This window comes from Flavobacterium sp. 120 (assembly GCF_003633605.1).
In the GTDB taxonomy this organism is placed as follows: Bacteria; Bacteroidota; Bacteroidia; order Flavobacteriales; family Flavobacteriaceae; genus Flavobacterium; species Flavobacterium algoritolerans.
In genome coordinates, this window is the sequence record NZ_RBKZ01000001.1 from 174,421 (window position 1) to 200,970 (window position 26,550).

The 26,550-nt window shown below is 34.5% G+C and carries 25 protein-coding genes; 12 read left to right on the top strand and 13 right to left on the bottom strand.

Annotated elements, in window-relative coordinates:
* The first annotated feature begins 223 nt into the window (after positions 1-223).
* From C8C87_RS00620 to C8C87_RS00630, 3 genes are all read left to right on the top strand, one after another.
* Entirely contained in the window at positions 224-619 is a 396-nt protein-coding gene (locus tag C8C87_RS00620) for a (deoxy)nucleoside triphosphate pyrophosphohydrolase (RefSeq protein WP_233549982.1), read from the top strand.
* The gene (locus C8C87_RS00625; protein WP_121340774.1) at positions 616-3,756 is read left to right on the top strand and encodes a DEAD/DEAH box helicase; all 3,141 of its coding nucleotides are present in this window, start codon (positions 616-618) and stop codon (positions 3,754-3,756) included. The genes C8C87_RS00620 and C8C87_RS00625 overlap by 4 nt, the downstream gene beginning before the upstream one ends.
* Positions 3,757-3,931: 175 nt before the next feature.
* Positions 3,932-4,246 carry an HPF/RaiA family ribosome-associated protein gene (locus C8C87_RS00630; protein ID WP_099713737.1) on the top strand — a complete coding sequence of 105 codons (315 nt, stop codon included), beginning with the start codon at positions 3,932-3,934 and terminating at the stop codon, positions 4,244-4,246.
* 99 nt (positions 4,247-4,345) lie between these two features.
* On the opposite strand, the gene C8C87_RS00635 is transcribed toward C8C87_RS00630, so the two are convergent.
* Entirely contained in the window at positions 4,346-5,926 is a 1,581-nt protein-coding gene (locus C8C87_RS00635) for a murein L,D-transpeptidase (protein WP_121340775.1), read from the bottom strand.
* A gap of 241 nt (positions 5,927-6,167) precedes the next feature.
* On the opposite strand from C8C87_RS00635, the gene C8C87_RS00640 reads away from it, so the two are divergent.
* Positions 6,168-6,680 (top strand): nuclear transport factor 2 family protein, encoded by a 513-nt coding sequence (locus C8C87_RS00640; RefSeq protein ID WP_121340776.1) that lies wholly within the window; start codon positions 6,168-6,170, stop codon positions 6,678-6,680.
* 92 nt (positions 6,681-6,772) lie between these two features.
* Here the strand turns inward: C8C87_RS00640 and C8C87_RS00645 are convergent, their stop codons facing one another.
* Positions 6,773-8,818, bottom strand: coding sequence for a M13 family metallopeptidase (locus C8C87_RS00645; protein WP_121340777.1), 2,046 nt, complete (start codon positions 8,816-8,818; stop codon positions 6,773-6,775).
* A 261-nt stretch (positions 8,819-9,079) separates the two neighbouring features.
* A complete protein-coding gene (locus C8C87_RS00650) occupies positions 9,080-10,684 on the bottom strand; it encodes a murein L,D-transpeptidase (RefSeq protein WP_121340778.1) in 1,605 nt (534 codons plus the stop codon).
* A 306-nt stretch (positions 10,685-10,990) separates the two neighbouring features.
* On the opposite strand from C8C87_RS00650, the gene trmB reads away from it, so the two are divergent.
* The 6 genes from trmB (at position 10,991) to C8C87_RS00680 (ending at position 14,843) form a co-directional block, all read left to right on the top strand.
* A complete protein-coding gene (trmB, locus tag C8C87_RS00655) occupies positions 10,991-11,668 on the top strand; it encodes a tRNA (guanosine(46)-N7)-methyltransferase TrmB (protein WP_099716209.1) in 678 nt (225 codons plus the stop codon).
* Between the two features lie 30 nt (positions 11,669-11,698).
* Entirely contained in the window at positions 11,699-12,334 is a 636-nt protein-coding gene (locus C8C87_RS00660) for a LysE family transporter (RefSeq protein WP_099713732.1), read from the top strand.
* Between the two features lie 43 nt (positions 12,335-12,377).
* Positions 12,378-12,707, top strand: coding sequence for an MGMT family protein (locus C8C87_RS00665; protein ID WP_199074752.1), 330 nt, complete (start codon positions 12,378-12,380; stop codon positions 12,705-12,707).
* Positions 12,708-12,908: 201 nt separating this feature from the next.
* Positions 12,909-14,036, top strand: a complete 1,128-nt coding sequence (locus tag C8C87_RS00670; RefSeq protein WP_121343250.1) for an Mrp/NBP35 family ATP-binding protein — start codon at positions 12,909-12,911, stop codon at positions 14,034-14,036.
* 68 nt (positions 14,037-14,104) lie between these two features.
* A complete protein-coding gene (locus C8C87_RS00675; protein WP_091172742.1) occupies positions 14,105-14,344 on the top strand; it encodes a NifU family protein in 240 nt (79 codons plus the stop codon).
* A 181-nt stretch (positions 14,345-14,525) separates the two neighbouring features.
* The gene (locus C8C87_RS00680) at positions 14,526-14,843 is read left to right on the top strand and encodes a 2Fe-2S iron-sulfur cluster-binding protein (RefSeq protein WP_073205174.1); all 318 of its coding nucleotides are present in this window, start codon (positions 14,526-14,528) and stop codon (positions 14,841-14,843) included.
* 37 nt (positions 14,844-14,880) lie between these two features.
* Here C8C87_RS00680 and C8C87_RS00685 read toward each other — a convergent pair whose 3' ends face one another.
* The 6 genes from C8C87_RS00685 to C8C87_RS00710 form a co-directional block, all read right to left on the bottom strand.
* Positions 14,881-15,618, bottom strand: coding sequence for an SGNH/GDSL hydrolase family protein (locus tag C8C87_RS00685; RefSeq protein WP_121340779.1), 738 nt, complete (start codon positions 15,616-15,618; stop codon positions 14,881-14,883).
* A 63-nt stretch (positions 15,619-15,681) separates the two neighbouring features.
* The gene (locus C8C87_RS00690; RefSeq protein WP_099713729.1) at positions 15,682-16,464 is read right to left on the bottom strand and encodes a DUF3050 domain-containing protein; all 783 of its coding nucleotides are present in this window, start codon (positions 16,462-16,464) and stop codon (positions 15,682-15,684) included.
* 91 nt (positions 16,465-16,555) lie between these two features.
* Complete coding sequence (locus C8C87_RS00695) at positions 16,556-17,734, bottom strand: acyl-CoA dehydrogenase family protein (RefSeq protein ID WP_099713728.1); 1,179 nt, start codon at positions 17,732-17,734, stop codon at positions 16,556-16,558.
* Positions 17,735-17,972: 238 nt separating this feature from the next.
* Entirely contained in the window at positions 17,973-18,680 is a 708-nt protein-coding gene (locus C8C87_RS00700) for a tRNA1(Val) (adenine(37)-N6)-methyltransferase (protein ID WP_121340780.1), read from the bottom strand.
* Positions 18,681-18,799: 119 nt separating this feature from the next.
* Positions 18,800-19,324, bottom strand: a complete 525-nt coding sequence (gene rimM / locus C8C87_RS00705; RefSeq protein ID WP_121340781.1) for a ribosome maturation factor RimM — start codon at positions 19,322-19,324, stop codon at positions 18,800-18,802.
* A gap of 15 nt (positions 19,325-19,339) precedes the next feature.
* Complete coding sequence (locus C8C87_RS00710; protein WP_099713724.1) at positions 19,340-19,900, bottom strand: 30S ribosomal protein S16; 561 nt, start codon at positions 19,898-19,900, stop codon at positions 19,340-19,342.
* Between the two features lie 200 nt (positions 19,901-20,100).
* On the opposite strand from C8C87_RS00710, the gene C8C87_RS00715 reads away from it, so the two are divergent.
* A complete protein-coding gene (locus tag C8C87_RS00715) occupies positions 20,101-20,586 on the top strand; it encodes a DUF6252 family protein (RefSeq protein WP_121340782.1) in 486 nt (161 codons plus the stop codon).
* A gap of 136 nt (positions 20,587-20,722) precedes the next feature.
* Positions 20,723-21,085: an RNA-binding protein gene (locus C8C87_RS00720; RefSeq protein ID WP_099713722.1), complete on the top strand. Its 363-nt coding sequence runs from the start codon at positions 20,723-20,725 to the stop codon at positions 21,083-21,085.
* Between the two features lie 157 nt (positions 21,086-21,242).
* Here the strand turns inward: C8C87_RS00720 and leuB are convergent, their stop codons facing one another.
* From leuB to leuC, 4 genes are all read right to left on the bottom strand, one after another.
* Positions 21,243-22,304, bottom strand: coding sequence for a 3-isopropylmalate dehydrogenase (gene leuB / locus C8C87_RS00725; RefSeq protein WP_121340783.1), 1,062 nt, complete (start codon positions 22,302-22,304; stop codon positions 21,243-21,245).
* A 33-nt stretch (positions 22,305-22,337) separates the two neighbouring features.
* Positions 22,338-23,864: an alpha-isopropylmalate synthase regulatory domain-containing protein gene (locus C8C87_RS00730; RefSeq protein WP_121340784.1), complete on the bottom strand. Its 1,527-nt coding sequence runs from the start codon at positions 23,862-23,864 to the stop codon at positions 22,338-22,340.
* A 136-nt stretch (positions 23,865-24,000) separates the two neighbouring features.
* Positions 24,001-24,597 carry a 3-isopropylmalate dehydratase small subunit gene (gene leuD / locus C8C87_RS00735; RefSeq protein WP_121340785.1) on the bottom strand — a complete coding sequence of 199 codons (597 nt, stop codon included), beginning with the start codon at positions 24,595-24,597 and terminating at the stop codon, positions 24,001-24,003.
* A gap of 210 nt (positions 24,598-24,807) precedes the next feature.
* Complete coding sequence (gene leuC / locus C8C87_RS00740; protein ID WP_099713718.1) at positions 24,808-26,202, bottom strand: 3-isopropylmalate dehydratase large subunit; 1,395 nt, start codon at positions 26,200-26,202, stop codon at positions 24,808-24,810.
* Positions 26,203-26,550 lie beyond the last annotated feature (348 nt).

The window sequence follows — 26,550 nt, forward strand, 5'->3', positions numbered from 1 at the left end:
AGGATGTCTCCCGATACTTCGGGACTATCAGGGCTAGGCATTCGATTCCTCACACGATTGTCATTGCGAGGAACGAAGCAATCACATCACAAATTGATACAAAATTCAAAAAACGCTATTCGAAAGAGTAGCGTTTTTTTATTAGTTAGTTTTTTTAATATTGATATAAAACAGACTATCTTTCGTACAAATTAAACATTACTTTTTTATAATTATTCATAAAATGTCAAACATTGTAAACGTCACTTGTGCTATTATCTTAATTGAGAATAAAATTTTAGTCGCTCAACGCAGTGATAAAATGAAATTGCCTTTGAAATGGGAATTTCCAGGAGGGAAGCTAGAAGAAAATGAAAGTGAAATAGATTGTATTAAAAGAGAAATAAAAGAAGAGATAAATATTGAAATTGAAGTTCTAAGAAAATTGTCAAATAGCATTTATGATTATGGAAATTTTAAAATTAATTTAATTCCTTTTATAGCGAAACATATACTTGGTGAAATTATATTGGCAGAGCATAAAGATTACAAGTTATTAGAAAAAGTAGAACTATTAAATCTTGATTGGGCAGAAGCAGATTTACCAATCGTTGAAGAATTTTTAAAACTCGAATTATGAACCAAGGACTGTATGAGGAATTAGTTACTAAGCTAATAAACTATAAAATAAACGAATTAGATAAAGATACTTTTCAGGTTAAGAAAACTTCAATAGATAAAGCCGAAGCTGCTCAATTACTATCTCAACATATCGGTAAAACAATTAAACATGCTTTTACTTTAATTAAGGGAGATGATGTTGTAGAGACACAAATTGAGATTGCTAATAAAATTATTTTATTTCTGAAAGAAGAATTAAAAAAAGAAGAGTTTGAGGATGATTTAATAGAAACCGAAGGTAAAATTCTAAAAGCTGTTTTTACAAAAGTGGATGCTCATTTCACTGATTTGGATTTGCATTTAAAAGAAATTACTCCTTACACAAGATTGATTCACAGTGAACTTTTTACAGGTGGAAATTCAGGGACAACTCTCGAAAGTGAATTGAGAAAAGAGATTCTATCTTCAGACAGAATTGATTTATTAGTTTCTTTTATTAAATGGAAAGGAATTAGAATTTTAGAACGTGAACTTAGAGAGTTTACGAGTCGTGGAGGAAAATTAAGAGTAATTACAACTACTTATGTTGGAGCTACAGATGCTAAAGCAGTGGAGTTTTTAGCTTCTTTAGAAAATACGGAAGTAAAAGTTTCATACAATACAGGTAATGAAAGATTGCATGCAAAAGCCTATTTGTTTCAAAGAAATACTGGTTTTCACACAGCATATATCGGCTCTTCTAATTTTTCCCGTTCTGCTTTAACCGATGGTTTAGAGTGGAATCTAAAAGTGACGACTAAAGAAGTGGGGCATATAATTGATAAATTCAAGAAAACATTTGAGGCATACTGGCAAAATTCAGAATTTGAATTATATGATCAAAATATTCATTCTGTAAAATTAGTCGAAGCTTTAAAGCAAGGGAAGTTTTCAAAAGAATATACTTTTACAACATCGTATTTTGACATTAAACCGTTTCATTATCAAAATGAAATACTTGAAAAATTAGAAGTTGAAAGAACGGTTCATAATAGATATAGGAATCTTATAGTTGCCGCTACAGGAACTGGAAAAACAGTTATTTCTGCATTTGATTATAAAAATTTTAGAAGTAATAATAAATCATCGAAGCTACTTTTTGTGGCTCATAGAAAAGAAATTTTACAACAAGCAAAAGCCACATTTCAAGGAGTTTTAAAAGATAATAATTTTGGAGATTTATGGGTTGATGGAATGGAACCAAGTTCAAATGAATATGTTTTTGCTTCGGTTCAAACTTTAAATAATAGATTAAAAGATATTACTCTAACTCCTGAATATTATGACTTTATAATTATTGATGAAGTGCATCATATTTCGGCATCAACTTATAGACCAATAATAAATTATTTCAAACCAAAAGTGCTTTTAGGATTGACAGCAACTCCTGAAAGAATGGATAATGAAAACATATTAGAAGATTTCTGTAATCGTATAGCTGCTGAAATTAGACTTCCTGAAGCATTAAATAAAAAATTATTAAGTCCTTTTCAATATTTCGGTATTACTGATAGTATAGACTTAACTAATGTAAAATGGGAGAAAGGGAAGTATGTAGCAAGTGAATTAACGAGCTTATATACTAAGAACAATATTCGAGTTGGAGAGATAATTCGCAATCTTGATAAGTATACAAATGATATAAATGATGTTCGAGCAATTGGATTTTGTGTGACAATTGAACATGCAACTTTTATGACTGAAAAATTTAATTTAGCAGGATTAAAAGCAGAATGTTTAACGGCTAAGAATTCTAATGAGCGAGATAGAATTAGAGAACAATTCAAGAAAAAAGAATTCAATTATTTATTTGTTGTTGATATTTTTAATGAAGGTGTAGATATTCCTGAAATTGATACAGTTTTGTTTTTAAGGCCAACAGAAAGTTTGACGGTTTTTCTTCAACAATTAGGACGTGGATTACGTTTGTCAGAAGGAAAAGATTGTTTGACAGTTCTAGATTTTGTTGGAAATTCAAGACCTGAATATGATTTTGAAAGTAAGTTTAGAGCGTTAATTGGAAAAACAACAACTTCGGTTCAAAAAGAAATTGAAGATGATTTTCCACATTTGCCATTGGGATGTTCCATAGTTTTAGAGAAAAAGACGAAAGAAACTATTCTTGAAAACATTCGAAAAGCAACATCATTAAATGTAAACCAACTGATAACTAAAATTAGAAATTTTCAACACCAAACTAGTTTGCCTTTAACATTAAATAATTTTATTGAATTGAATAATATTTCAATTGAAACGATTTACAAAAAAGATAGTTGGTCAAGATTATGTCAAAGAGCCGGAGTGATTGAAGATTTTGAGAACATTAATGAAAAACAAATTTATTCTGCAATAAGCAATAAGTGGCTTTCTACAAACTCAACAAGTTATTTCAATTTTATTTTGAAGATTGCAAAACTAGGTTTTAATATTAAAGTCAATGATTTTGATGAAAATCAAAAAACCATGTTGTTGATGTTGCATTATGATGTATGGCAGAATGCAGGAGGATACAATTCTTTAGAAAAAAATATAATCCAAATAGGAAAAAATAAAATTCTCGTTAATGAAATTATAGAAGTTTTAGAAATGTTGATTGATAAAGTTGGTTTTAAAGAAATTGACATTGATTTACCGTATAACCAGCCTTTAAAATTACATGCTCGTTATACAAGAGATCAAATCTTAGCAGCTTTCGGATTGAGTACTTTTGAAAAAAAATCATCTAATAGAGAAGGTGCTGCCGAAAATAAAGGCTTAAATACAGAAATACTTTTTATCAATTTAATTAAATCTGAGGAGAACTTTTCACCAACAACGATGTATGATGATTATGCAATAAGTGAAACATTGTTTCACTGGCAATCGCATAATGCCTATGGACCAGATACAACTAAAGGTATGTCATATATAAATCATCATGAAAATAATAAAAAAATATTACTTTTTGTGAGAGAAAAAGGAAAAGACGAAAACGGAAACACACTTGGTTATGTTTTTATTGGAGAAGGAATTTTTAAAGAGACAGAAGGTTCAAAACCTATGAGTATTAAATGGGAACTTAGTGAGCCAATGCCAAATTATCTTTGGAAAGAATCTGCAAAAATGTCAATAGGCTAATTAATTCAAACTTTATAATAATGACTTCATTTATGATTATTTAGAAAATGAATAACCCAATCCCTTCCTTAAATCCAGAATTTCGCCCTTTTATTTTCCCAATGTTTTATTAATTGGTTCGGTTTTTCATACTGCAATCGGTAAATTTGAAAGAGAACATTAAATATATAAAAACATGACAGTACAGATCAACACAGACAACAATGTAGAAGGACACGCACGTTTGAAAGCTTATATTGCGGAGGAATTAGGAACAGCTTTGGCTCGTTTTGAAGATAAAGTAACCCGTTTAGAAGTGCATCTTGCAGACGAAAACAGTGATAAATTTGGAATCAACGACAAACGATGCCTTATCGAAGCCCGTCCAGTAAATATGCAGCCTGTAGCGGTTACCAATCATGCCGATACTACCGAAAAAGCCTTTCACGGTGCCTTGGACAAAATCAAAAAAGTGTTGGACACTGCTTTCGAAAAACAGAAAGCGTATTAAATAGTTGCCTTTTGGGAAATACCAATAAAAAAATGACACTGTCTAAATAAGATAGTGTCATTTTTTTGTTAGTTATTCTCTGGAGAAACAGGTTGTCTTTTATTTATCAAACAGTAAGGTTGCCAATGTTTCATCCCTTTTATATACATCTTCGTAGAAATGAATTACGCCATCCGCATCTACCCAAGCGGTGAAATAACCAATATAGACCGGAATTTTGTTTTTAAGCGTGTACCAATATTCCTCTCCGCTGTTCATTGCGGTTTCTATCTTTTCAGGATTCCATTTTTTGTCATTTTTCATAATCATAGCGGCAAGTTCTTTTGGCTTGGCTACGCGAATGCATCCGTGGCTAAAAGCGCGGTCTTCTTTCCCAAATAAACTTTTGGATGGCGTATCGTGCAGATAAATCGCATTCGAATTGGGGAATAAAAATTTCACTAATCCCAATGAATTTTCAGGTCCGGGTCTTTGTCTTACATTGCTGTCTTTCCATTCCATGTTGTGCTCGGCGAGGTAATTAGGATTTTTCTCAATGGCAGGAAGAATTTCTTTCTTTAAAATACTGGTCGGCACATTCCAATATGGTCTGAACACAATATATTTCATTGGCGCACTAAAAATCACGGTTTTATGCATGGCTTTTCCCACCACAACTTTGGAGCGTAATTCGGGCTTTCCGTCTCTGAAGAAGGTTAATTCATACGCGGGAACATTGACTACAATTAATTCTTTGGATTTGGTGATATCATTCGAAATCCATCGGCAACGTTCCATATTGACCATGATGGTTTTGATGCGTTCTGCAACAGACACATTCATGTATTTGATATGTTCCGGCAGAATCGTTTTGTTGAGGAGATTGCCACTTCTCTTTTTGAATTTCAAAATTCCTTTGGCTAGTTCAGCATCATATACGGCACTTTTGGAATCTCGGGAAAGATCATCCGTGATAAACAGGCGCGTTCTGATTTGTGCAATGGCTGCGGCACTGTCTCCGGGTTTATAGGATTTGACCGTTGTGTCTATAACGATGGCTTTCCATCCGCCCTTTTTTTCTATTTTGCGGTATTCCTGCAAGACATCTTTAAGCAGGTAATACTGTTTCAATACACCTTTTTCTTCTTTGTTGATTAACGAAGGATTGATTAACAATGAATCTAAATAATTGACATACGATTGTCTTTTTCGAGGCAAAAACCATCCTAAATCCTTTGATTTTTGAGTGCTGATTCCATCGTATACTTTTTTCGTGTAAAAAAAGTACAGTGCGGAGCTCAATAACTCGGTATCAATACTTGCTTTTTGATTGTCCTCCGGATTATCATAAATGTCATCTAATTTTTCCTTGTACGGAATCTCAGTTTCAATTCCTTCCTGACTCAAATTATTCACTTTGTTGTATAGCAAACCTGCAAATTCATTGAGTCCGTCTTTGTCAAACCAGATGTAATGAAATTGATGTTTGCGGTATAATTTTTCTACATCAGCTTGGTAGTTTTTCAGTTTTGGATATTTTTCAAAAAAAGTAGTAAGCTGTGTGCTGTCAAAAGCAATTTCAACGGTATTTAAACTGGTTTGATTCTTAGAGGAATCGGGATTATTTTTCTTTTTACAGGAAACAATAGTCAACAGCATTGTAAAAGCAATAATCAGTATTGGGGAACATAACTTTCTCATAGGTTGAATTTTAACGGGTAAAAGAATTCTTTTAAGGCATTACAAAAATACGTCAAATCCCGTATCGTACTACCAGTGCTGAACGGGCTGTGTTTTTTAAGGTTAAAACAGTATCTTTACTTTTAGAGTAAAATTTAATCTTTTACGGGATTTAAATAGCTGTAAATTAGCTGTTTAATTTTTTTATTTTATTTTTAAACCAAATTTTTTTATCCAATAAATTTCTGAAAATCCAAAAATTATGAAAAAAATAATGTTGTTCTCTTTAAGTATTTTGCTGTTTTCCTCCTTTATTTCTGCAGATCAAGACAATACTAAAGAAAAAGCAAACATCAATTCTACACTTGATGCTTGGCATAAAGCCGCATCAGAAGCTAATTATAATGCTTATTTTAGTTTGATGACAGAGGATGCTATTTTCATTGGTACCGATGCGACCGAAAACTGGAATAAAAAGGATTTTCAGGCGTATGCAAAACCACATTTTGATAAAGGGAAAGCGTGGAGTTTTACTGCTTTGGAGCGCCACATTTATTTTGACAAAACGGGTAAAACTGCTTGGTTTGATGAATTGTTGAATACCCAAATGAAGATTTGCCGTGGCTCGGGTGTTTTGGTAAAAATAGGCAAGGAGTGGAAAATAAAACACTACGTTTTGTCTATGACGATTCCAAATGACAACTCGAGTGAAGTCATAAAAATTAAGGCTTCTATCGAAGATGCGATGATAAAAACATTGAAATCGAAACAATAAATCCGTTTAGCATTTTTGGTAGGATTGCTTTTTTTGCATAAAAAAACCTCTGCTTTTTAGCAGAGGTTTTTTATTATGAATACATCGTATGATTACCAGATTTTGACTCTTTTCTCTGGAGCCAGATACAAGGAATCGGTAGGTTGTATGTTGAAAGCGGTATAAAACTCAGGAATATTTCGCACTACACCATTAACTCTGAATTTTGCCGGCGAATGTGGGTCAGTAGCGATTTGATTTCGCAAAGCTTCGTCACGAGTATTATCTAACCAACATTGTCCCCAGCTTAATAACACGCGTTGTTCACCGGTGAAACCTTCTAATACGGGCGATTCTTTTCCTTCCAGACTCATTTTGTAGGCTTTTATAGCAATGGATAATCCGCCCAAATCCCCTATGTTTTCCCCTTGGGTAAATTCCCCATTCACATTAAGATCTGGAAATACTTTAAAAGCATTGTACTGCGCAACTAATGCGCCTGTTTTTTGTTTGAAAGCAGTTAAATCTTCAGGCGTCCACCAATTGCGCAACACTCCATCACCATCAAAGGTACTTCCTTGATCATCAAAACCATGACCAATTTCATGCCCTATTACCGCGCCAATTCCGCCATAGTTTGCAGCACCTTCCACTTTTACATCAAAGAAAGGTGGCTGTAGTATGGCTGCAGGAAATACGATTTCATTAAGTGGAGGATTGTAATATGCGTTTACGGTTTGCGGAGTCATTCCCCATTCGGTTCTGTCTACAGGTTTTCCTAATTTATTAATTTGTCTGTTGTATTCAAAAGCGGTGGCTTTTTGTTGGTTGCCGTACAAGTCGCCTTTTACGACTTTCAAGGTAGAATAATCTCTCCATTTGTCAGGATAACCAATTTTTGGTGTGAATTTAGAGAGTTTGTCCAAGGCTTGTTTTTTGGTTTCCGGACTCATCCAATCCAGATTTTTTATGCTTTCCCCGTAAGCTTTAAGAAGATTTTTAACCAAAAGTGTTACTTGTTCTTTGGCTTCAGGAGAGAAGTGTTTTTTTACATAAACCTTTCCAACGATTTCACCAAGGCTATTGTTTACTCTGTCAACACCTCTTCTCCATAACGGTTGTTTTACTTGTATCCCGTTAAGGGTTTTGCCATAGAAATCAAAATTTTCATTGTCTAAAGCGGTGTTCAATGATGTTGCCGATCCATGAATGGTATTCCATTTCAGGTAGGCTTTCCAAGTGGTTAAAGGTGTTGTTTTTATGATTGTGTTGAGCGATTTGATGTAATCAACTTGTGCAACGACGATGTTTTGTTGGTTCAGGATTCCGGCGTTCTGTAACATGCTGGCCCAATTAAAATCAGGCATAAGTTGGTTCAAATCTTTAATAGCATATTTGTTGTACAGTTTTACAATGTCACGGGTTTGTTCTTTTTTCATGTGTTGGGCAGCCAAAACAGTTTCTAATGCCATGATTTTTTTAGATAAATCAGGTGCATTGGCTATTCCACCAAGTTGTAACATCTTCTCGATATGGATTACATATTTTTTTTGAATTTCTTTAGATTTCGCATCTTCAAGGGAGTAATATTCTCTATCGGGTAATCCTAAACCACCTTGCCAAGAAATAAGCATGTACTTAGTTGGATCTTTTAAATCTTCCATTACCGAAACGGAAAAAGGAATGTTGCTACCGGATTTATTGGCATATCCAAAATAAGCAGCCAGATCAGTATAGTTGTTTATTGCATCAATTTTTTTGTATTCTGGAAGTAAGGGTGTAATTCCTTTTTGATCCCTCGTTTTAGTATCCATGAAGGCTTCATAAAAGTCCCCAATTTTTTGTTCATCGGAACCGGCTGCAAAATCACCTTTGGAAGAAGCTTCGATAATGGCTTTTACGTCTTCTTGTGATTTTTCATAAACCATATAGCCAGCACCATAAGAGGCTTTGTCATCTGGTATTTTAGTGTTTTTTTTCCAGGTTCCGTTGACATAGGCATCAAAATTATCACCTGGTTTAGTAGATGTGTCCATGTTTTCCTTGTTAATCCCGGAAAGGAGCAGGTCTGATTTTTCAGAAGTGTTAAAAGCACCTAGCAACAAAATGGAAGATACCAACACGAGTTGTGTTTTAATTGGGTATGGTTTTAGTTTCATAAGTTGGATTTTAGAATATAAATGTAATTAAAAAAAGAAACGTTTTTATAATAAATTGATTATTAAACACTTAAAACTAAATTATTTTCAATCAAGAGACTTTAACCATTGGTTTTACTGATTTGTATCGTTTTGTAGATGAAATAGATAAATGTTAAAGCGCTACTACATTGGTGCTTTATAGAAGTAAAAGTGAATTGTGATGTCTATTTCAATGAAAGTAAAATAGGGTGATAAAAGGAGGCAGTCCAAACAATAAGTTTATTTAGAATCATCGGAGAAAAGGAGTTCCGCTAGACGTTCGTCTCTTATGTAGATGTCGTTGTAAAAATTAATTTCTCCCAAATCGTTTACCCAAGCGGTGAAATAACCAATGTGAATTGGAATTTTCTTTTTCAGGATGTAAGGCGTTTCTTTTTCGCCTTTCATTGCCTCATTGATGCGTTCGATTGGCCAATCCGGATCGTCTTTTAAAATCAACAGCGCTAGTTCTTTGGCTTTTTCAATGTTAATGCAGCCGTGACTGTAAGCTCGGTATTCGTATTGAAATAAATCTTTGGACGGTGTATCGTGTAAATAAATATCATCCGAGTTTGGAAAGACAAACTTAACGAGTCCCAAAGAGTTTCTAGGGCCGGGTTTTTGTCTGGGATTCCCATTGTTCCATTCGATATTATGGGTAGTCATATAGTCTTCGTTCAAAGTCATTAAATCCTTTAATTCATTTTCGACGATGCTTTTAGGAATGTTCCAATAAGGGCTGAATACTATTTTGGTTATGTTGCTGCTGAGAACAACTGTTTCGGTCATGTTTTTCCCTACAAGTATTTTTGATTCTAATATATTTACGCCATCTTTTTTGTAAAAGAGTTTATAGGAAGGGATGTTTATAATGATGTGTTCGTCTGCTATTGTGAGCTTTGGGTCAATCCATCGGCAGCGTTCCATATTTGCTATAATGGTTTTAATGTATTTCTCGATGGGGATATTCATGCGTTGAATGTGCTTGGATGCAATGAGATAATCTGTTTTGTAGCCATTTCTCTTTTTATAATTCAAGATACCCACCATTAATTCGGCGTCGTACACATTGCTTTTAGAGTCCAGTTTTAAATCACCCGTAACGGCAAGTCGCTGTCTTATTTGTCCAATGGTTTTTGAGCTGTCTTTTGGTTTGAATACTCTTTCCAATGAATCTATTGCTATGGGATTCCATTCGCCATTTTTCTCTATTTGGCGGTATCTTTTTAATACTTCGCGCAGTTTGTAATATTGTCCAAACAGTTGCTGTTCATTCTTGCTTAATAATTTGGGATCAACTAATAAAGAGTCTAAAAGATTTTCATAGGACAAATTCTTTCTGGGTAAAAACCATCCCATTTCATCTGTTTTTTCAATGTCAATTCCTTTGTATACTTTTTTAGCATAAAAAACATACATGGAAGACAGCATGAGTTCTGTTTCAATTTGGGGTAAATCATCTGAATTAGTATCATTAAAAACAACATCAATTTTTTCTTTGTATGCAATTTGGGATTTTAAACCTTCTTCCTCCAGCTGATTTACTTTGGAGTATAACAAATTGGCAAACTCAATGAGCCCTTTTTTATCAAACCAAATAGAAGTGTAATTTCGTTTTTTGTACAAAGTATTAACGTCCGACTGGTGTTTTTTTAAATTGGGATATTTTTTGAAAAAACGGACAACAGCAGCGCTGTCAATGGATTTGTCATCAGCAGATTCCTGAAAGACATACAAGGCAAAAGCAATCATCTTAGCCGTCAGATTTTCATTTCTGTTATGGTAAACAGTGACAAGCGAAAAGCCAAATAATATAACTGCTATGGATAAAACATATTTTCTCATGGCATAATTATTTATATAAAGGTAAAGAAATATATTCTTGGTGTAAAGTGAATTAACAATGTGTTTGCTTTCAAATCGCTTAATTTTAGCATATTATATTAATTTTCTGATTTTATTTGTTTCAGGAAAATTTAAGGAATGATGAAAAAACAATTGTGTTTATGGAAGACTTTCTTATAAATACGATGCAGCCGAAAAAATAATTTTACAATTGCGAAGGTTTTCGGAATGATTTTCTTTATTTTTTCTCTGGCAAACCATTCGGTCTTATATATTTCCTTAATTTTGCCGAAATATTCTGAAAAAGTGGGAAGCAAAAATAAATTAAAAAGGTTCAAGGAAAACGAAACATTCAATAACGTTTTTCAACCAACGAGAGAAGAGGTAGTAGGAGATTTGTTTCCGCTTAAAGGTAAATGGAATTCGGAATTCTTCAAAAATGATAATCCATTAGTGCTGGAATTAGGCTGTGGAAAAGGAGAATATTCAGTAGGTCTTGCCGAAAGATATCCAAATAAAAATTTCGTAGGAATCGATATCAAAGGAGCACGTTTCTGGCGTGGTGCCAAAACTGCTGTTGAAACTGGATTGCATAATGTGGCTTTCATCAGAACCCAAATTGAATTAATCAACCACATTTTTGCCGAAAATGAAGTGGACGAAATCTGGATTACTTTTCCGGATCCACAAATCAAATACAAACGCACAAAACACAGAATGACCAATTCGGAGTTTTTGCAATTGTATAAAAAAATCCTTAAAAAAGAAGGTGTCGTAAACTTAAAAACCGACAGCGAGTTCATGCACGGATACACTCTTGGGTTGTTGCACGGTGAAGGACACGAAGTTTTATATGCCAATCATAATGTGTATGTAAATGAGGGAAGTCCGGAAGAAGTGACTGCATTTCAAACTTTTTATGAAAAACAATATTTGGAAATTAACAAAGCAATTACGTATATTCGATTTAAAATTAAAGAATAATTTTGCTTTTTTGATCCTCGTATCTTGCCTATGAATTTAATTACTTCCTTGTTTTTGGGTTTTGTTACTGCTTTTGTAGGGATTACACCTCCTGGATTAATCAATATGACAGCCGCCAAAGTGAATCTGAGAGAAGGAAAGATAAGCGCGTATTGGTTTGTTTTAGGAGCGGTAATTGTAATTTTTTTCCAAGCGACACTGGCCATATTATTTGCCAGGTACATTGAAGGCAGACCGGATGTGATTGTTTTACTGCGAGAAGTGGGATTTGTTATCTTTTCAGTGTTAACCATTTATTTCTTGCTGATTGCCAAAAAGCCAAAAGCAAAGAAAGGGAAAATCAAAAAGAAGAGTACTTCTACTCGTTTTTTTCTTGGAATGTTACTCTCTGCACTTAATTTTTTCCCCATTCCATATTATGTTTTTGTAAGTATCACTTTAGCGTCTTATAATTTGTTTGTGTTTGATATTTCCCATGTTTTTATTTTTGTAACAGGTGTGGTATTGGGTTCTTTTCTAGTTTTTTATTTATATATCACTTTCTTCCAGAAAATAGAAGATAAAACCAATTATATGATGAAAAACATGAATACTATCATAGGAAGTATAACTGGATTGATAGCTTTAATCACCTTGATTAATATTATTCGATATTATTTGAGGTAGTTTTAAACAGCATAAAAATACCGTTTTATCTGATTTTATAAATATGTCAAACGACAACTTTTTTGAACGTGTGTACGCTATCGCCAGACAAATTCCTTACGGAAAAGTCACTTCTTATGGTGCTATTGCAAAGGCTTTAGGAACTGCTCGTTCTGCTCGAATGGTGGGCTGGGCAATGAATGCTTCGCATAATCTTGAAGATGTTCCAGCGCATCGCGTGGTCAATCGAAAAGGATTGCTCACGGGTAAACTTCATTTTGACGGAACCAATTTGATGCAGCAATTATTGGAAAACGAAGGTATAGAAGTTGTTGACAACCAAATTGTGGATTTCGAAAAACATTTCTGGCAACCAGAAGTTAGGATTGAGTAATCGGTAAGAGTGAATGCATCAGGTTTGTTGTGGTCCAAAAGCGATATTTTATCGAATAATCGCCCTCAATTTCTTCATCAATAAATGCAATACAAATTCTTTATAATAAGAACTTTTCATAGTATCTTTGTAATCTGAAATCAGTTTAAATAAAGATAATATTCTGGCGCTAAAATGCCAATAGAAAACAGTAAACTAAAAATGAAATTAGATAGAAAAGACATTCTTAAAGCTTTAGAAACGATTACTATAGCTGGAGAAGGGAAAAATATGGTTGAAAGTGGTGCAATAGCAAATGTGATTACTTTTGGTGATGAGGTTGTAGTGGATTTAGTATTGCACACGCCGGCGATGCACATTAAAAAACGTGCAGAAGACGATATCAAAAAAACAATTCTTGAATTAGTATCTCCGGAGGCAAAAATCAAAATCAATAGTAAAGTTGAGGTTCCGGACAAACCAGAAATCAAGGGAAAATCAATTCCAGGAATAAAAAATATTATCGGAGTTGCGTCTGGTAAAGGTGGAGTAGGAAAATCTACAGTTACTGCAAATCTAGCGGTATCATTAGCAAAAATGGGTTTTTCGGTTGGAATTCTGGATGCCGATATTTACGGGCCATCCATGCCAATCATGTTTGACGTAGAAAATGAAAAACCAATCTCTGTAACAGTTGATGGGAAATCAAAAATGAAACCGGTTGAAAGCTATGAAGTAAAAATTCTTTCAATTGGATTTTTTACAGCACCAAGTCAAGCGGTAATTTGGAGAGGGCCTATGGCTTCTAAAGCGTTGAACCAAATGATTTTTGATGCAGACTGGGGAGAATTGGATTTCATGTTAGTCGATTTGCCACCGGGAACAGGAGATATTCACCTTTCAATCGTGCAATCATTGCCAATTACGGGTGTTGTAATAGTAAGTACTCCACAAGCAGTAGCTTTGGCCGATGCTAAAAAAGGAGTTTCAATGTTCATGTCTGAAGCAATAAATGTTCCTGTTTTAGGAATTATTGAAAACATGGCGTACTTCACACCGGAAGAATTACCTGAAAATAAATACTATATCTTTGGAAAAGAAGGTGCCAGAAATCTTTCAGAAGACTTAGGCGTACCATTCCTTGGCGAAGTGCCAATTGTGCAATCTATTCGTGAAGCAGGAGATTACGGTCGTCCGGCTGCGATGCAAACAGGTTCAGTAATCGAAACTGTTTTCGAAGAAATCACTAGAAGCGTAGTACAGGAAGTAGTAAGTAGAAACGAAAGTTTACCTGCGACTGAGGCTGTTAAAATTACAACTATGGCCGGTTGTTCCGCAGTAAAAAAATAGAAGTTAGAATGGTTGAAATGATTTTTAATCTTTCAATTTTCTAATCTTTCAATCTTTAAATAAAGAAAATGACAACAGAAGAATTATTAGTAGAAGTTCAAAAAGCACTCGAAGAAATCAGACCTTTTTTGAATTCTGACGGCGGTGATATCACACTGATTTCTATCGAAGACGACAAACATGTAAAAGTACGTCTCGAAGGAGCATGCACCAGTTGCAGTGTAAACCAAATGACATTGAGAGCCGGCGTGGAAACCACCATCAAAAAGTTTGCACCACAAATAGAAACTGTTGTAAATATTCTATAATATTTTTGGGCGTGACCCTTTTAAGAAAAAAGGCTACTCGATATAATGGGTAGTTGCCTTTTTTCTTAAAAGCGTCGGGTTATCCGCGCTACTTCGGTAGCTGGCTATTATCCCTCACGCACAAACAATTCCCATTCCAAAAGTATACAATTGATTAACAAACCAATTCCAAATTTAAAAAATGGATGTATTAATAAAAATTAAAGATAGAGAAGGAGTAGTGCATGAATTACAGGCTCCTACGGATATGGCCATGAACATCATGGAATTATGTAAAGCTTATGAGCTTCCTGTAGAAGGAACTTGTGGCGGAATGGCGATGTGTGCTTCTTGTCAATGTTATGTTCTTAATGATGTGCCTTTACCGGAAATGGGCGATGATGAAGAAGCGATGCTTTCAGAAGCATTTTACGTAAAATCAAACAGTCGTTTGGGCTGTCAAATACCAATCACGGAAAGCCTCGAAGGATTAGAACTGGAGCTGGCTCCGGAAAATTAAAAAAAATGCATCTCGTTTCTAAAACAAGATGCATTTTTTAGTTTTGCAAAATAGTAGTCGCTTTTGGTAAAATTCGTTCTACAAATAAAGAATATGCTAATTCCGAAGGATGTAATCCGTCTTGAGCTACTAGATTTTTATTGGTCAAACCTTGTCTGGTGATGTCAGTTATATTTATAAATAGTATCGTATTGTCATCGCAGTATTTTTTTGCAAAAGTATTATACTGATCTATTGCTGTAGAAATTGTTGTTTGATTTCCTGATGCTTGACCAAAAGGAGTATAAGCATAATCTGGAATAGAAACCACAATTACATTCGTTTTGTCCCCTTTTGCGAGAGCAATAGCCTTGTTTACTAATTCAGGAAATTCTTTTTCATATAACGAAAAAGGCTTATTTTGATATTGATTGTTAACACCTATTAGCAGTGTGACTAAATCATAATTAGAAGTTGGATTCTGAGTATTTATTGCCGAAATTAAATTCGTGGTAGTCCAACCGGTTTGTGCAATAATTTTTAAAGAATAGGTATTGTTCGAATTTAAATTGCCTAAGCTTTTTGATAATTGTACGGGGAATCTACACGTTTCACAAACACTCTGTCCAATGGTGTAGCTGTCTCCAATAGCTAAATAATTATAGGATTTACCCGGTGTTTGTGGAGCAGTAATTACTGGTGTGGGAGTTGTTTCAGGAATTGGACTTTCAGTGCTGCAACTCGCAATAAAAAGCAGTGAAAAGAACGCAACTATTACTTGGAATTGTTTTTTCATTATTTTGAAATTTGATAGAATTCATTTCTAAATAATAGTTACGTTTATTTGAAAGTATTGGTTTTATGCCAATTCAACATTCATCATAATTGTTTCTTCGATAGCATCCCAAAGTCCGATGCGTTTCTCTAAGGCTAAAATGGAAATTTCTTCTACATCAGACCATTTTTGAGCATCCGTTCCACAAAGTTCTGTTATCATTTTCATTGCCATTGGACCGTGATCATCAGCATCTAATTCGATATGTCTTTCGAAATAATAAATGAGTTTGCTCAAATCAGTTTGCGGGAAATTTTCTTGAAAGTTTTTCAAAATAGCGGTAAACATACTTGGGATTAAATCTTCTCTTCCAAAGGTAAAAGCAGCGGCTATTTCATGAGATTTTCCTTCGTCAATAACTCTGAAAGTAAAGTCTAAGAAGGCTTTAATATTAGGATGTAGATTACTTTTTTTGATGGCAACAAATATGTTTTTAAGCGAATTTACTTCGGATAAAAAATGTTCGATTCCAGAAGTATTTGCTCCACAGGCTTCCATCGCTTCAATATACATTTCATAATGACTTTGGCGACGACCGTCAATTGTCAAATCTGACTCTTCAGCAAGGACTATTTCGTTTATCAAATACCTGGTTTCAGGATTTTCAGTGGCGAACCAAGGAGTTGTTGTACACGTTAATTTAGATTGTAATGCTTTTAATAAAGACATGAAATCCCAAACTGCATACACGTGATTTTCTAGAAAACATTGTAAGTCCTCAATTGTTTTTACTTTTTTATATAAAGAATGTTGTAACAATAGTTCTTTTTGGGGCTGAATGCTATTGTTGATTGTTTCAATATTCATAAGTGGTATTTTTATGTAAATATAAAAAAGCTTCTTGTTTCCAAGAAGCTTTTTCTATCAATTTTATAAATACTTTAATAGTTGTTTATTACTATTTAAAAGCCGGAATTCCAGTGATATCCATTCCGGTAATTAACAAATGAATGTCATGGGTTCCTTCATAAGTAATCACAGATTCAAGATTCATCATGTGTCGCATGATAGAATACTCTCCTGTAATTCCCATTCCGCCTAGCATTTGTCTGGCTTCACGAGCAATATGGATTGCCATATCCACATTATTTCTTTTAGCCATTGAGATTTGAGCTGTTGTAGCTCTTCCTTCATTTCTCAAAACACCTAATCTCCAAGTCAATAATTGTGCTTTGGTGATTTCAGTAATCATTTCGGCTAATTTCTTTTGTTGTAATTGAGTTCCTGCAATAGGTTTGTCAAACTGGATTCTTTCTTTTGCGTAGCGTAGTGCCGTATCATAACAGTCCATAGCAGCACCAATAGCGCCCCAAGCAATTCCGTAACGCGCTGAATCAAGACAGCCAAGTGGCGCTCCTAATCCAGATTTATTTGGTAATAAATTTTCTTTAGGTACTTTGACATTATCAAAAATTAACTCTCCAGTTGATGAGGCACGAAGTGACCATTTGTTGTGTGTTTCTGGAGTAGAAAAACCTTCCATTCCACGTTCTACGATTAAACCGTGAATCCTTCCTTCTTCATTTTTTGCCCAAACAATAGCGATATCAGCAAATGGTGCATTTGAAATCCACATTTTGGCACCATTCAATAGATAATGGTCGCCCATATCTTTAAAGTTAGTAATCATGCTTCCTGGATCTGAACCGTAATTAGGTTCCGTTAATCCAAAACATCCCATGTATTCACCCGTTGCTAACTTAGGCAAGTATTTTTGGCGTTGTTCTTCATTTCCGTATTTCCAAATTGGATACATCACTAAAGAAGATTGTACAGATGAAGTGGAACGAACACCAGAATCACCGCGTTCAATTTCCTGCATAATTAAACCGTATGAAATCTGGTCTAAACCTGCACCACCATATTCTTCTGGAATGTAAGGTCCAAAACCACCAATTTCACCTAAACCTTTAATGATTTGTTTTGGAAATTCTGCTTTTTGAGCATATTCTTCTATAATAGGAGATACTTCACGTTTTACCCATGCACGAGCTGAATCACGTACTAATTTGTGTTCTTCTGTTAGTAAATCGTCTAAGTTATAGTAATCTGGAGCTTGAAATAAGTCTGGTCTCATGGTTAGGTAATTTTTATGTGATGCAAATTTACATAAAGAAATATAACAAAAGCATTAACAAATGTTATATTTTTTTATTTTTATTAAAAATAACGAATTCCTTAATCAAATAAGTTGTTTTTCAAAAAATGATTTTAATAAAAAAAAACATTGTCTACTAATTTACAATAAAATCGTTGATTGGTGTTTGGAATTTGTTTAAAATAAGGAGGTTGACTTATTTAGGGAAGATTCTGAATTACATTTTCAAATAAAAATCCTTTGTCAGTTCAATATATTCTGTTGTGTATTGGTGTCTTGAAGTTTCGATAATTAATTCGTCAACTGTAAAATCAATAGTTTCTTTTCGGTTAAAAGCCAATAAACTGCGCTTGATTTCGGTAGTTGGAGTTCCTTTTACGTGAGTGATTTTCAAAGGATATAATTCGTATGCTGCGGCTAAAGCCAAGAAGTTTTCTTCTTCTTTAAAGGGAATTATGACGGAGAAAACACCGTTTTCAGAAAGTAGTAAAGCGGCCGCTTCGATTAAATCTTCAAAAGGCATTGCATCTGCAAAACGGGCTAAATCGCGTTGTTCATTTTCAGATTTGTAATCGTCAGTATAGAATGGAGGATTGGAAACAATTAAGTCGTATTCGTCTTCTGGTTCTTCTACAAATTCGTCTAAACCGGCATGAAAACAAAATAAACGATCACTCCATGGAGAGTTTTCAAAATTATCTACGGATTGTTCGTAGGCTTCTTCGTCGATTTCCAAAGCGTCAATTTGTTCCGCGTTACTTCTTTGCGCAAGCATTAAAGCGATTACGCCTGTTCCGGCTCCAATGTCTAAAATACTAAATGGATTGTTTTCAATGGGTGTCCAAGCGCCAAGTAAAACACCATCAGTTCCAATTTTCATGGCGCAACGGTCTTGTTGGATGGAGAATTGCTTGAATGAAAACATGATGATTTCAGATTGAGGATTAACGATTTTTGATTTCAGATTTTAGCAACTGAACACTTTGGTTTTAGAGTAACAATTTTTTCGATTAACCGAATAAACAAATAACCGATTAAACTTTTCTAAAAATACATTTCAATAAGTCCTTCCGGTAAATCCATGATAACTTTTTTGTTTTCCCTGTCAATTTTTACAAGGAAATGGTCAATCATAGGAATAAGAATTTCTACTTCGCCGTTTAGAACTTCAAAAAGAGGTTGGGCAGTAGTATCATTTATGGATTCAATTTTTCCAACAATGCCAAGGCGTTTATCTTCAACTTCAAAACCAATTACTTCATGGAAGTAGAATTTATTGCCAGTAAGTTTTGGCAACATATTTAAGGGAAGATATAAGTCGTTGCCTATGACAGCATCGGCATCTTCTTCTGTATTCATATCTTCAAAACGAATTCTAAGAAAGTCGTTTTTGTGCAGTGAACTGCTTTCAATAAAAAAAGGAACCAAGTGTTTGTTGCATTCAACAAACACTGATTCCAAGTTTTCGTATAACTCAGGTTCGTCTGTGTCTAAATAGGCAAGAACTTCCCCTTTGAAACTAAATTTTTTAGCGATTTTACCTAAGTAGAAACAATCTTCTTTACGCATCTTCGCCTTCTAAAATTATGCTTCAGTTGTTTCGTTATTTTCTTCTGCAGCTGGAGCTTCTTCAGCTTCAACTTCAGCAACTTCTTCTTCAACAGCTGGAGTTGCAGCAGCGATAGCGTCGGCTTCTGCTTGAGCAGCTGCAGCTAAACGTTTAGCATTAACATCTTGTTCTGCTTTGAAAGCTTTAGCTTTAACATCAGCTTGTGCTTTTGTCAAACCTTCTTTTTTAGCATCAACTTTTCCAGATTTAGCTTCTAACCAAGTAGCTAATTTTGCATCAGCTTGTTCTTGAGTTAAAGCTCCTTTACGGATACCACCATCAAGGTGATGTTTCAATAAAGCTCCTTTGTAAGAAAGAATTGCTTTTGCAGTATCAGTTGGTTGAGCACCATTGTGCAACCATTTTACTGCGCTATCAAGGTTTAACTCGATAGTTGCTGGGTTTGTGTTTGGATTGTAAGTACCGATTTTTTCTAAGTATTTACCATCTCTTTTTGAGCGAGCATCTGCTGCTACAACCCAGTAAAAAGGTTTTCCTTTTTTACCGTGTCTTTGTAATCTAATTTTTACTGACATAATCTTGTGATTAAATTTTGAGGTACTCGACCTCGATTAATTAAGGGTGCAAAGATACATTTTTTATCGATAAATACTAATTCGATTGGTATTTTAATGAACAGTAATGTTTTAGGTATGTCGATGTTTTTATTTTTTAGTGGAATTTTATTTTTTTAAGGTCTAATGTCATACTTTTGTTTCTCTAAAAGATGCATTTTATGAAAAAATATTTTTTGTTTATTGTCGTGCTTTTTTCTTTAATTTCTTGTGAAGAAGACGTTACTTTTAATAATCCTTCGCTTCAAGGCATGAAGGATAATGTATTTTGGAGAGGAGTACAATCTAAAGCAACATTAGCTGCTGATGGATCTTTGCTTATAGAATCCTTTACTGCAAATGAAACGTTATCCTTAAAAACTACTTCTACCGCGGCCCAAACTTATTTTTTAGGAACCAGTGAGTCTAAAAAAGCGGTTTATACAGTCACTGATGCTACAAATGGGTTGGTTACTTTTTCTACAGGCTTTGGAATTGGAGAAGGGCAAATTGTGATAACTCAATATGATGCCGTAAATAAAACGATTACCGGTACTTTTAAGTTTAATGCTAAAAATACAAATAGCAACTCGTTAGCCAATCCGGTTGTGAATTTTCAACATGGGGTTTTTTATAAGGTTCCTATAGTTAGTTCTCTTGTTCAGTAATATAGAGGAGTTGGTTTTCTAAAACTACTAAAGCATTTCCTTTTTTTGAAATTAAAATAAAAACATAAATAAGCTAATATATAGTAGATTAGAAAAAAATTAGAGTACATTTGTTCTATTATTTAAATAAGTACATATGAATATTTTTGTTGGAAGCCTTCCATTCAGTATTGAGGAAGCAGATTTAAGAGAGTCTTTCGAGGCTTACGGAGCAGTTGATTCAGTTAAAATTATTACTGATAAATTTACTGGAAGAAGTAAAGGATTTGGTTTTGTTGAGATGCCAAATGATGACGAAGCTCAAAAAGCAATTGATGAATTGAACGGTGCTACTGTTCAAGGACGTGCAATTGTAGTAAACAAATCTGAGCCTAAACCAGAAGGTGAAAGAAGAAGTTTTAACAATAACAGTCGTGGTGGAGATTCACGCGGTGGTTATGGTGGTGGAAACAGCCGTGGTGGAGATAACCGTGGTGGTGGAAACAGAGGAGGATATTAATATTTTTTTCTAGCTATAAAAAAAGGTGTCAATTTTATTGACACCTTTTTTGTTGTTTATTATTCTGTTTAAAGCTGAGTAAAAGCTAAAATGAGTGTTGTTTTTCAGGTTGTAATCTTAGCTATTACTCAATTTTTAAACAAAAAACTTTAGGAATTTATAGATTAGCTACTAACCAGTCACCAACTTCACTTGTTTTGTATGCTTTTGAGTCTTTAGAAGCTAAATCCTCTGTTACAATTCCTTGTTCCAATGATCTGTTAACTACAGCTCTGATCGCTTCTGCTTCTTCTTTTAATCCAAAAGCGTCTTCAAACATCATAGCTGCAGATAATACTGTTGCTAATGGATTTGCAATATTTAAACCAGTCGCTTGTGGGTAAGAGCCATGAATAGGTTCGTACAAAGATGTATGTTCTCCTACTGATGCTGAAGGCATTAATCCCATAGAACCAGAAATTACCGAAGCTTCATCTGTTAAAATATCACCAAATAAGTTTTCTGTAATCAATACGTCATACGAATTCGGCCATTGTACCAAACGCATGGCAACAGCATCGACGAATTCATAACTTACAGTTACCTCAGGATAGTCCTTTTCCATGGCTTGTACAGTTTCTCTCCATAAACGAGAAGTTTCTAATACATTGGCTTTGTCAACACAACACAATTTTTTAGTACGGGTCATTGCCAATTCAAAACCTTTCTTAGCCAAACGTTGTACTTCTGCTCTTGTGTACACGCAATTGTCAAAAGCGGTTTCGCCATCGTCTCTTCTTCCTTTTTCTCCAAAATAGATTCCTCCGGTAAGTTCTCTCAAGAAAACCAAATCAGTTCCTTCGATACGTTCTCTTTTTAACGGAGAATTGTCAATTAAAGATGGAAATGTAAATGTTGGACGTACATTGGCGAAAAGGCCTAATTTTTTGCGCATCAATAATAAGCCTTGCTCTGGACGAACAGGAGCGCTTGGGTCATTGTCGTATTTTGGATGTCCAATGGCTCCAAACAAAACAGCATCTGCTTTCATACAAATTTCATGCGTTTCGTCAGGATAAGGAACTCCAACGGCATCAATAGCACAAGCTCCAGTAAGAGCTGGTGTCCAAGTGATTTCATGATTGAATTTTTTTGCAATAGCATCCGAAACTTTTACAGCTTCATTGATTACTTCAGGTCCAATTCCGTCTCCGGCTAAAAGGGCTATGTTAAATTTCATTAGGTCTATTTTATATTAATGTATTTCTATTTATTATTGGGCAGCAACAACATTCAACATTTTTTGGGTTGCTATTATTGCGGCAACTGTTTGGTCTGAATCCAGTCCTCTAGTTTTGAATTCTTTTTCATTATTCGTCCAGGTAATTATGGTTTCGCATAATGCATCAGAACTACTTCCTGGTGGAATTCGTACAGCATAGTCAATCAATTTTGGCAATTCTAAATTTTTGCTTTTATATATTTTTGCCAATGCATTCATGAAAGCATCAAATTGTCCGTCACCTTGTGCATGCTCTTCAATGACTTCTCCGTCTATTTTTAAGCATAAAGTGGTCGAAGGGCGAAGTCCTTTTGCATGTGACAGTACATATGACTCAACAACAACTTTTTCTTGATAGGTTTGGCTGTCTAGAACATCAGAAATGATATAGGGTAAATCTTCTTTGGTAACGGTCTCTTTTTTGTCACCCAATTCAATGATGCGTTGTGTAACTAATTTTAAGTCTTCTGGGTTTAATTTTAAACCTAATTCCTGAAGGTTTTTCTCGATATTAGCTTTCCCGGATGTTTTTCCTAAGGCGTATTTTCGTTTTCTTCCAAAACGTTCCGGAAGTAAATCATTAAAATATAAATTGTTTTTATTGTCGCCATCAGCATGAATACCTGCCGTTTGCGTAAATACATTGTCACCAACGATAGGTTTGTTTGCAGGAATTCTATATCCGGTGAAAGTCTCGACTAATTTACTCACAGAGTATAATGAAGATTCTTTTACACCGATTTCTATTTGCGGTAAAAAGTCATTAATTACGGCAACAGTACTTTCAAGAGGAGCATTTCCAGCACGTTCTCCCATTCCGTTTACGGTTACGTGTAGTCCATGAATACCCGCTTTTACTGCTTCCATTACATTTGCGATGCTTAAATCGTAGTCGTTGTGTGCGTGAAAATCAAAATGAGTTTCAGGGTATCTTGTTATAATTTTCGAAATAAATTCAAAAGTTTCAGAAGGGATTAAAACGCCTAAAGTATCTGGTAATAAAACTCTTTTGATGGGTTGTTTGGTCAAAAAATCTAAATATTGAAACACATATTCATGTGAATTACGCATTCCGTTACTCCAGTCTTCTAAATATACATTGGTCTCAATATTATTTTCTTGAGCTAATGCTATCGTTTGCGCAATTTCGGCAAAATGCTGTTCAGGTGTTTTCTTTAACTGATGTGTTAAATGGTTAAGAGATCCTTTGGTTAATAAATTCTGGACTTTAGCTCCAGTTTTTTTCATCCAATCTATTGAAAGTCCGCCATCAACAAAGGTTAAAACTTCTATTCTATTAGAATATTCTTTCTCATCAGCCCAAGTCATAATTCCTTTTACGCCCTGAAATTCTCCTTCGCTCACGCGTGCTGAAGCAATTTCGATTCTATCAATATTTAATTCTTCCAGTAATAATTGTGCAATGGTTAGTTTTTCTGCAGCAGAAAATGATACTCCCGAGGTTTGTTCCCCGTCACGGAGTGTCGTATCCATTATTTCAATTTTTCTTTTTTTCATTATAAATTTGATGCTAAAAGTGGTTTTGACTTCAGTAATTTGAAATCTTGCTGTTGTGTTTTATAAAAAGGTAAAAGCAGTTATCTGGCTTAACAATACTATTGAGCTTAAGATAACTGCTTTTTATTGTTTGTTTTTAGTAAGGAAGTGCATTGGCAAACCCAACAATCTCTTCTTTGATGTTTTGTAAATAGTCAATATCATCAAAACCATTCAACATATTATTCTTTTTGTATCCATTGATGTCAAAAGATTCTTTTGCGCCAGTTGCTAACAAAGTAATAGTTTGTTCTTGTAAATTGATTTCCAATTCTGTTTTCGGATCCGCTTCAATAGCGTTGAAGATCGTTTCGGCAAATTCCGGACTCACTTGTACCGGTAAAACACCAATGTTTAAGCAGTTTCCTTTGAAGATATCAGCAAAGAAACTTGAAACTACAGCACGAAATCCATAATCGTAAACTGCCCAAGCTGCGTGCTCTCTTGAAGAACCCGAACCAAAGTTTTTTCCGCCAACTAATATTTTTCCGCTATAAGTTGCATCATTCAATACGAAATCTGCTTTTGGAGTGTCATCTCCGTTGTATCTCCAGTCTCTAAAAAGGTTGTCTCCAAAAGCTTCACGTTTGGTAGCTTTCAAGAAACGTGCTGGGATAATTTGATCGGTATCCACATTTTCTATTGGTAGTGGCACTGCACTACTGGTAAGGATATTAAATTTATCGTATGCCATTTGATTTTTGATTTTTGATTAACGATTTATGATTTATGATTTATGATTTATGATTTACCGTGAGGAAAATGTAATCTTAAGCGCTAACTAATATTATTTTATATTCTATAATTTAAACTGAATGTTGTGTCGATTTTAACGAAATCTGAAATGCTACGCCAATTCGCTGAAGCTCGGGTCAAAAATCGTTAATCTACATTCTGAAATCTTTTAAAATAAATCTCTAGGATCTGTTAGTTTTCCGGTAACTGCTGCTGCTGCGGCCATAATTGGACTTGCCAATAATGTTCTTGAACCAGGACCTTGACGACCTTCAAAGTTTCTGTTGGAAGTACTTACTGCATATTTTCCGGCAGGTACTTTATCATCATTCATCGCTAAACAAGCCGAACAACCTGGCTGACGCAATACAAAACCAGCTTCAGTAAGAATGTCTAATAATCCTTCTTCTTTAATCTGAGCTTCCACTACGTGAGAGCCTGGAACTAACCAAGCGGTAACATTATCTGCTTTTTTTCTTCCTTTTACAATTTCTGTAAAAGCTCTGAAATCTTCAATTCTACCATTGGTACAACTTCCCAAGAAAACAAAATCAATTGGTTTCCCAATCATTACGTCATTTTCTTCAAAGCCCATATAGGCTAAAGATTTTTTATATGTTTCGGCGCCACCTTCTACTTGGTTGGCGTTTGGAATATTTTTTGAGATACCAATTCCCATTCCAGGGTTCGTACCATAGGTAATCATTGGTTCAATATCTGCAGCATTGATGTTTAATTCTGCATCAAAAATAGCATCAGCATCCGTTTTTAACGTTTTCCAATATTCAACTGCTTTTGTCCAAGCTTCTCCTTTTGGAGCGTATAATCTTCCTTCAAGGAAATCAAATGTTTTTTGGTCAGGAGCAATCATACCACCACGAGCACCCATTTCGATACTCAAGTTACAAACCGTCATACGACCTTCCATAGACATGTTTTCGAAAACATCTCCTGCATATTCTGCAAAATATCCTGTACCTCCAGAAGTAGTTAATTGAGAAATAATATAAAGTGCAACGTCTTTTGGACCCACACCTTTACTCAACTCACCGTTTACGTTGATACGCATTTTCTTTGGTTTCGGTTGCATGATACATTGTGTCGCCATTACCATTTCAACCTCAGAAGTTCCAATACCAAAAGCAATTGCACCAAAAGCACCATGCGTAGAAGTATGGGAATCTCCACAAACAATAGTCGCACCAGGTAAAGTAATTCCGTTTTCAGGACCTACAACGTGTACAATTCCATTTTTTTGGTGACCTAATCCCCAGTGAGAAATACCATATTCAGCTGCGTTGTCTTCTAATGCCTTAAGTTGATTGGCAGATAATGCATCTTGAACGGGTAAATGTTGATTTATAGTTGGGGTGTTGTGATCCGCAGTAGCAAAAGTGCGCTCTGGATATAATACTGAAATTCCTCTTTCTTTTAAACCTAAAAAAGCTACAGGACTAGTAACTTCATGGATGAAATGACGGTCAATAAAAAACACGTCTGGTCCATCTTCAATTTTACGCACCACGTGCGAATCCCATACTTTGTCAAATAATGTAGTACTCATTTTAATATGTTTTTAATGTATTTTTTTATAGCCAAGTTGGCTAAGATGATAACAATGAAAGCAAAACTAAAAAAAGAATCAAGTCTTTATTTTTTAATATTGCATTATATACGATACCCAAAATCGTATTAGTGAATTTCTTTGCTGATTTTTATCTTTTGGGTTTCTTTTTTATAAGTGTGATTCTTTATTTAGAGACGATAAAAAATCAATTTCTTGCTGTTTTTGATATTTATAGAATCGATAAAAAAAGCTTTTAAAAAGCTATTATATTTATGAATATTTAATTAAACGGAACTAAAATCAACTATTTTTTAATTTTAAATTCACTATTTTACTTTTATTGAA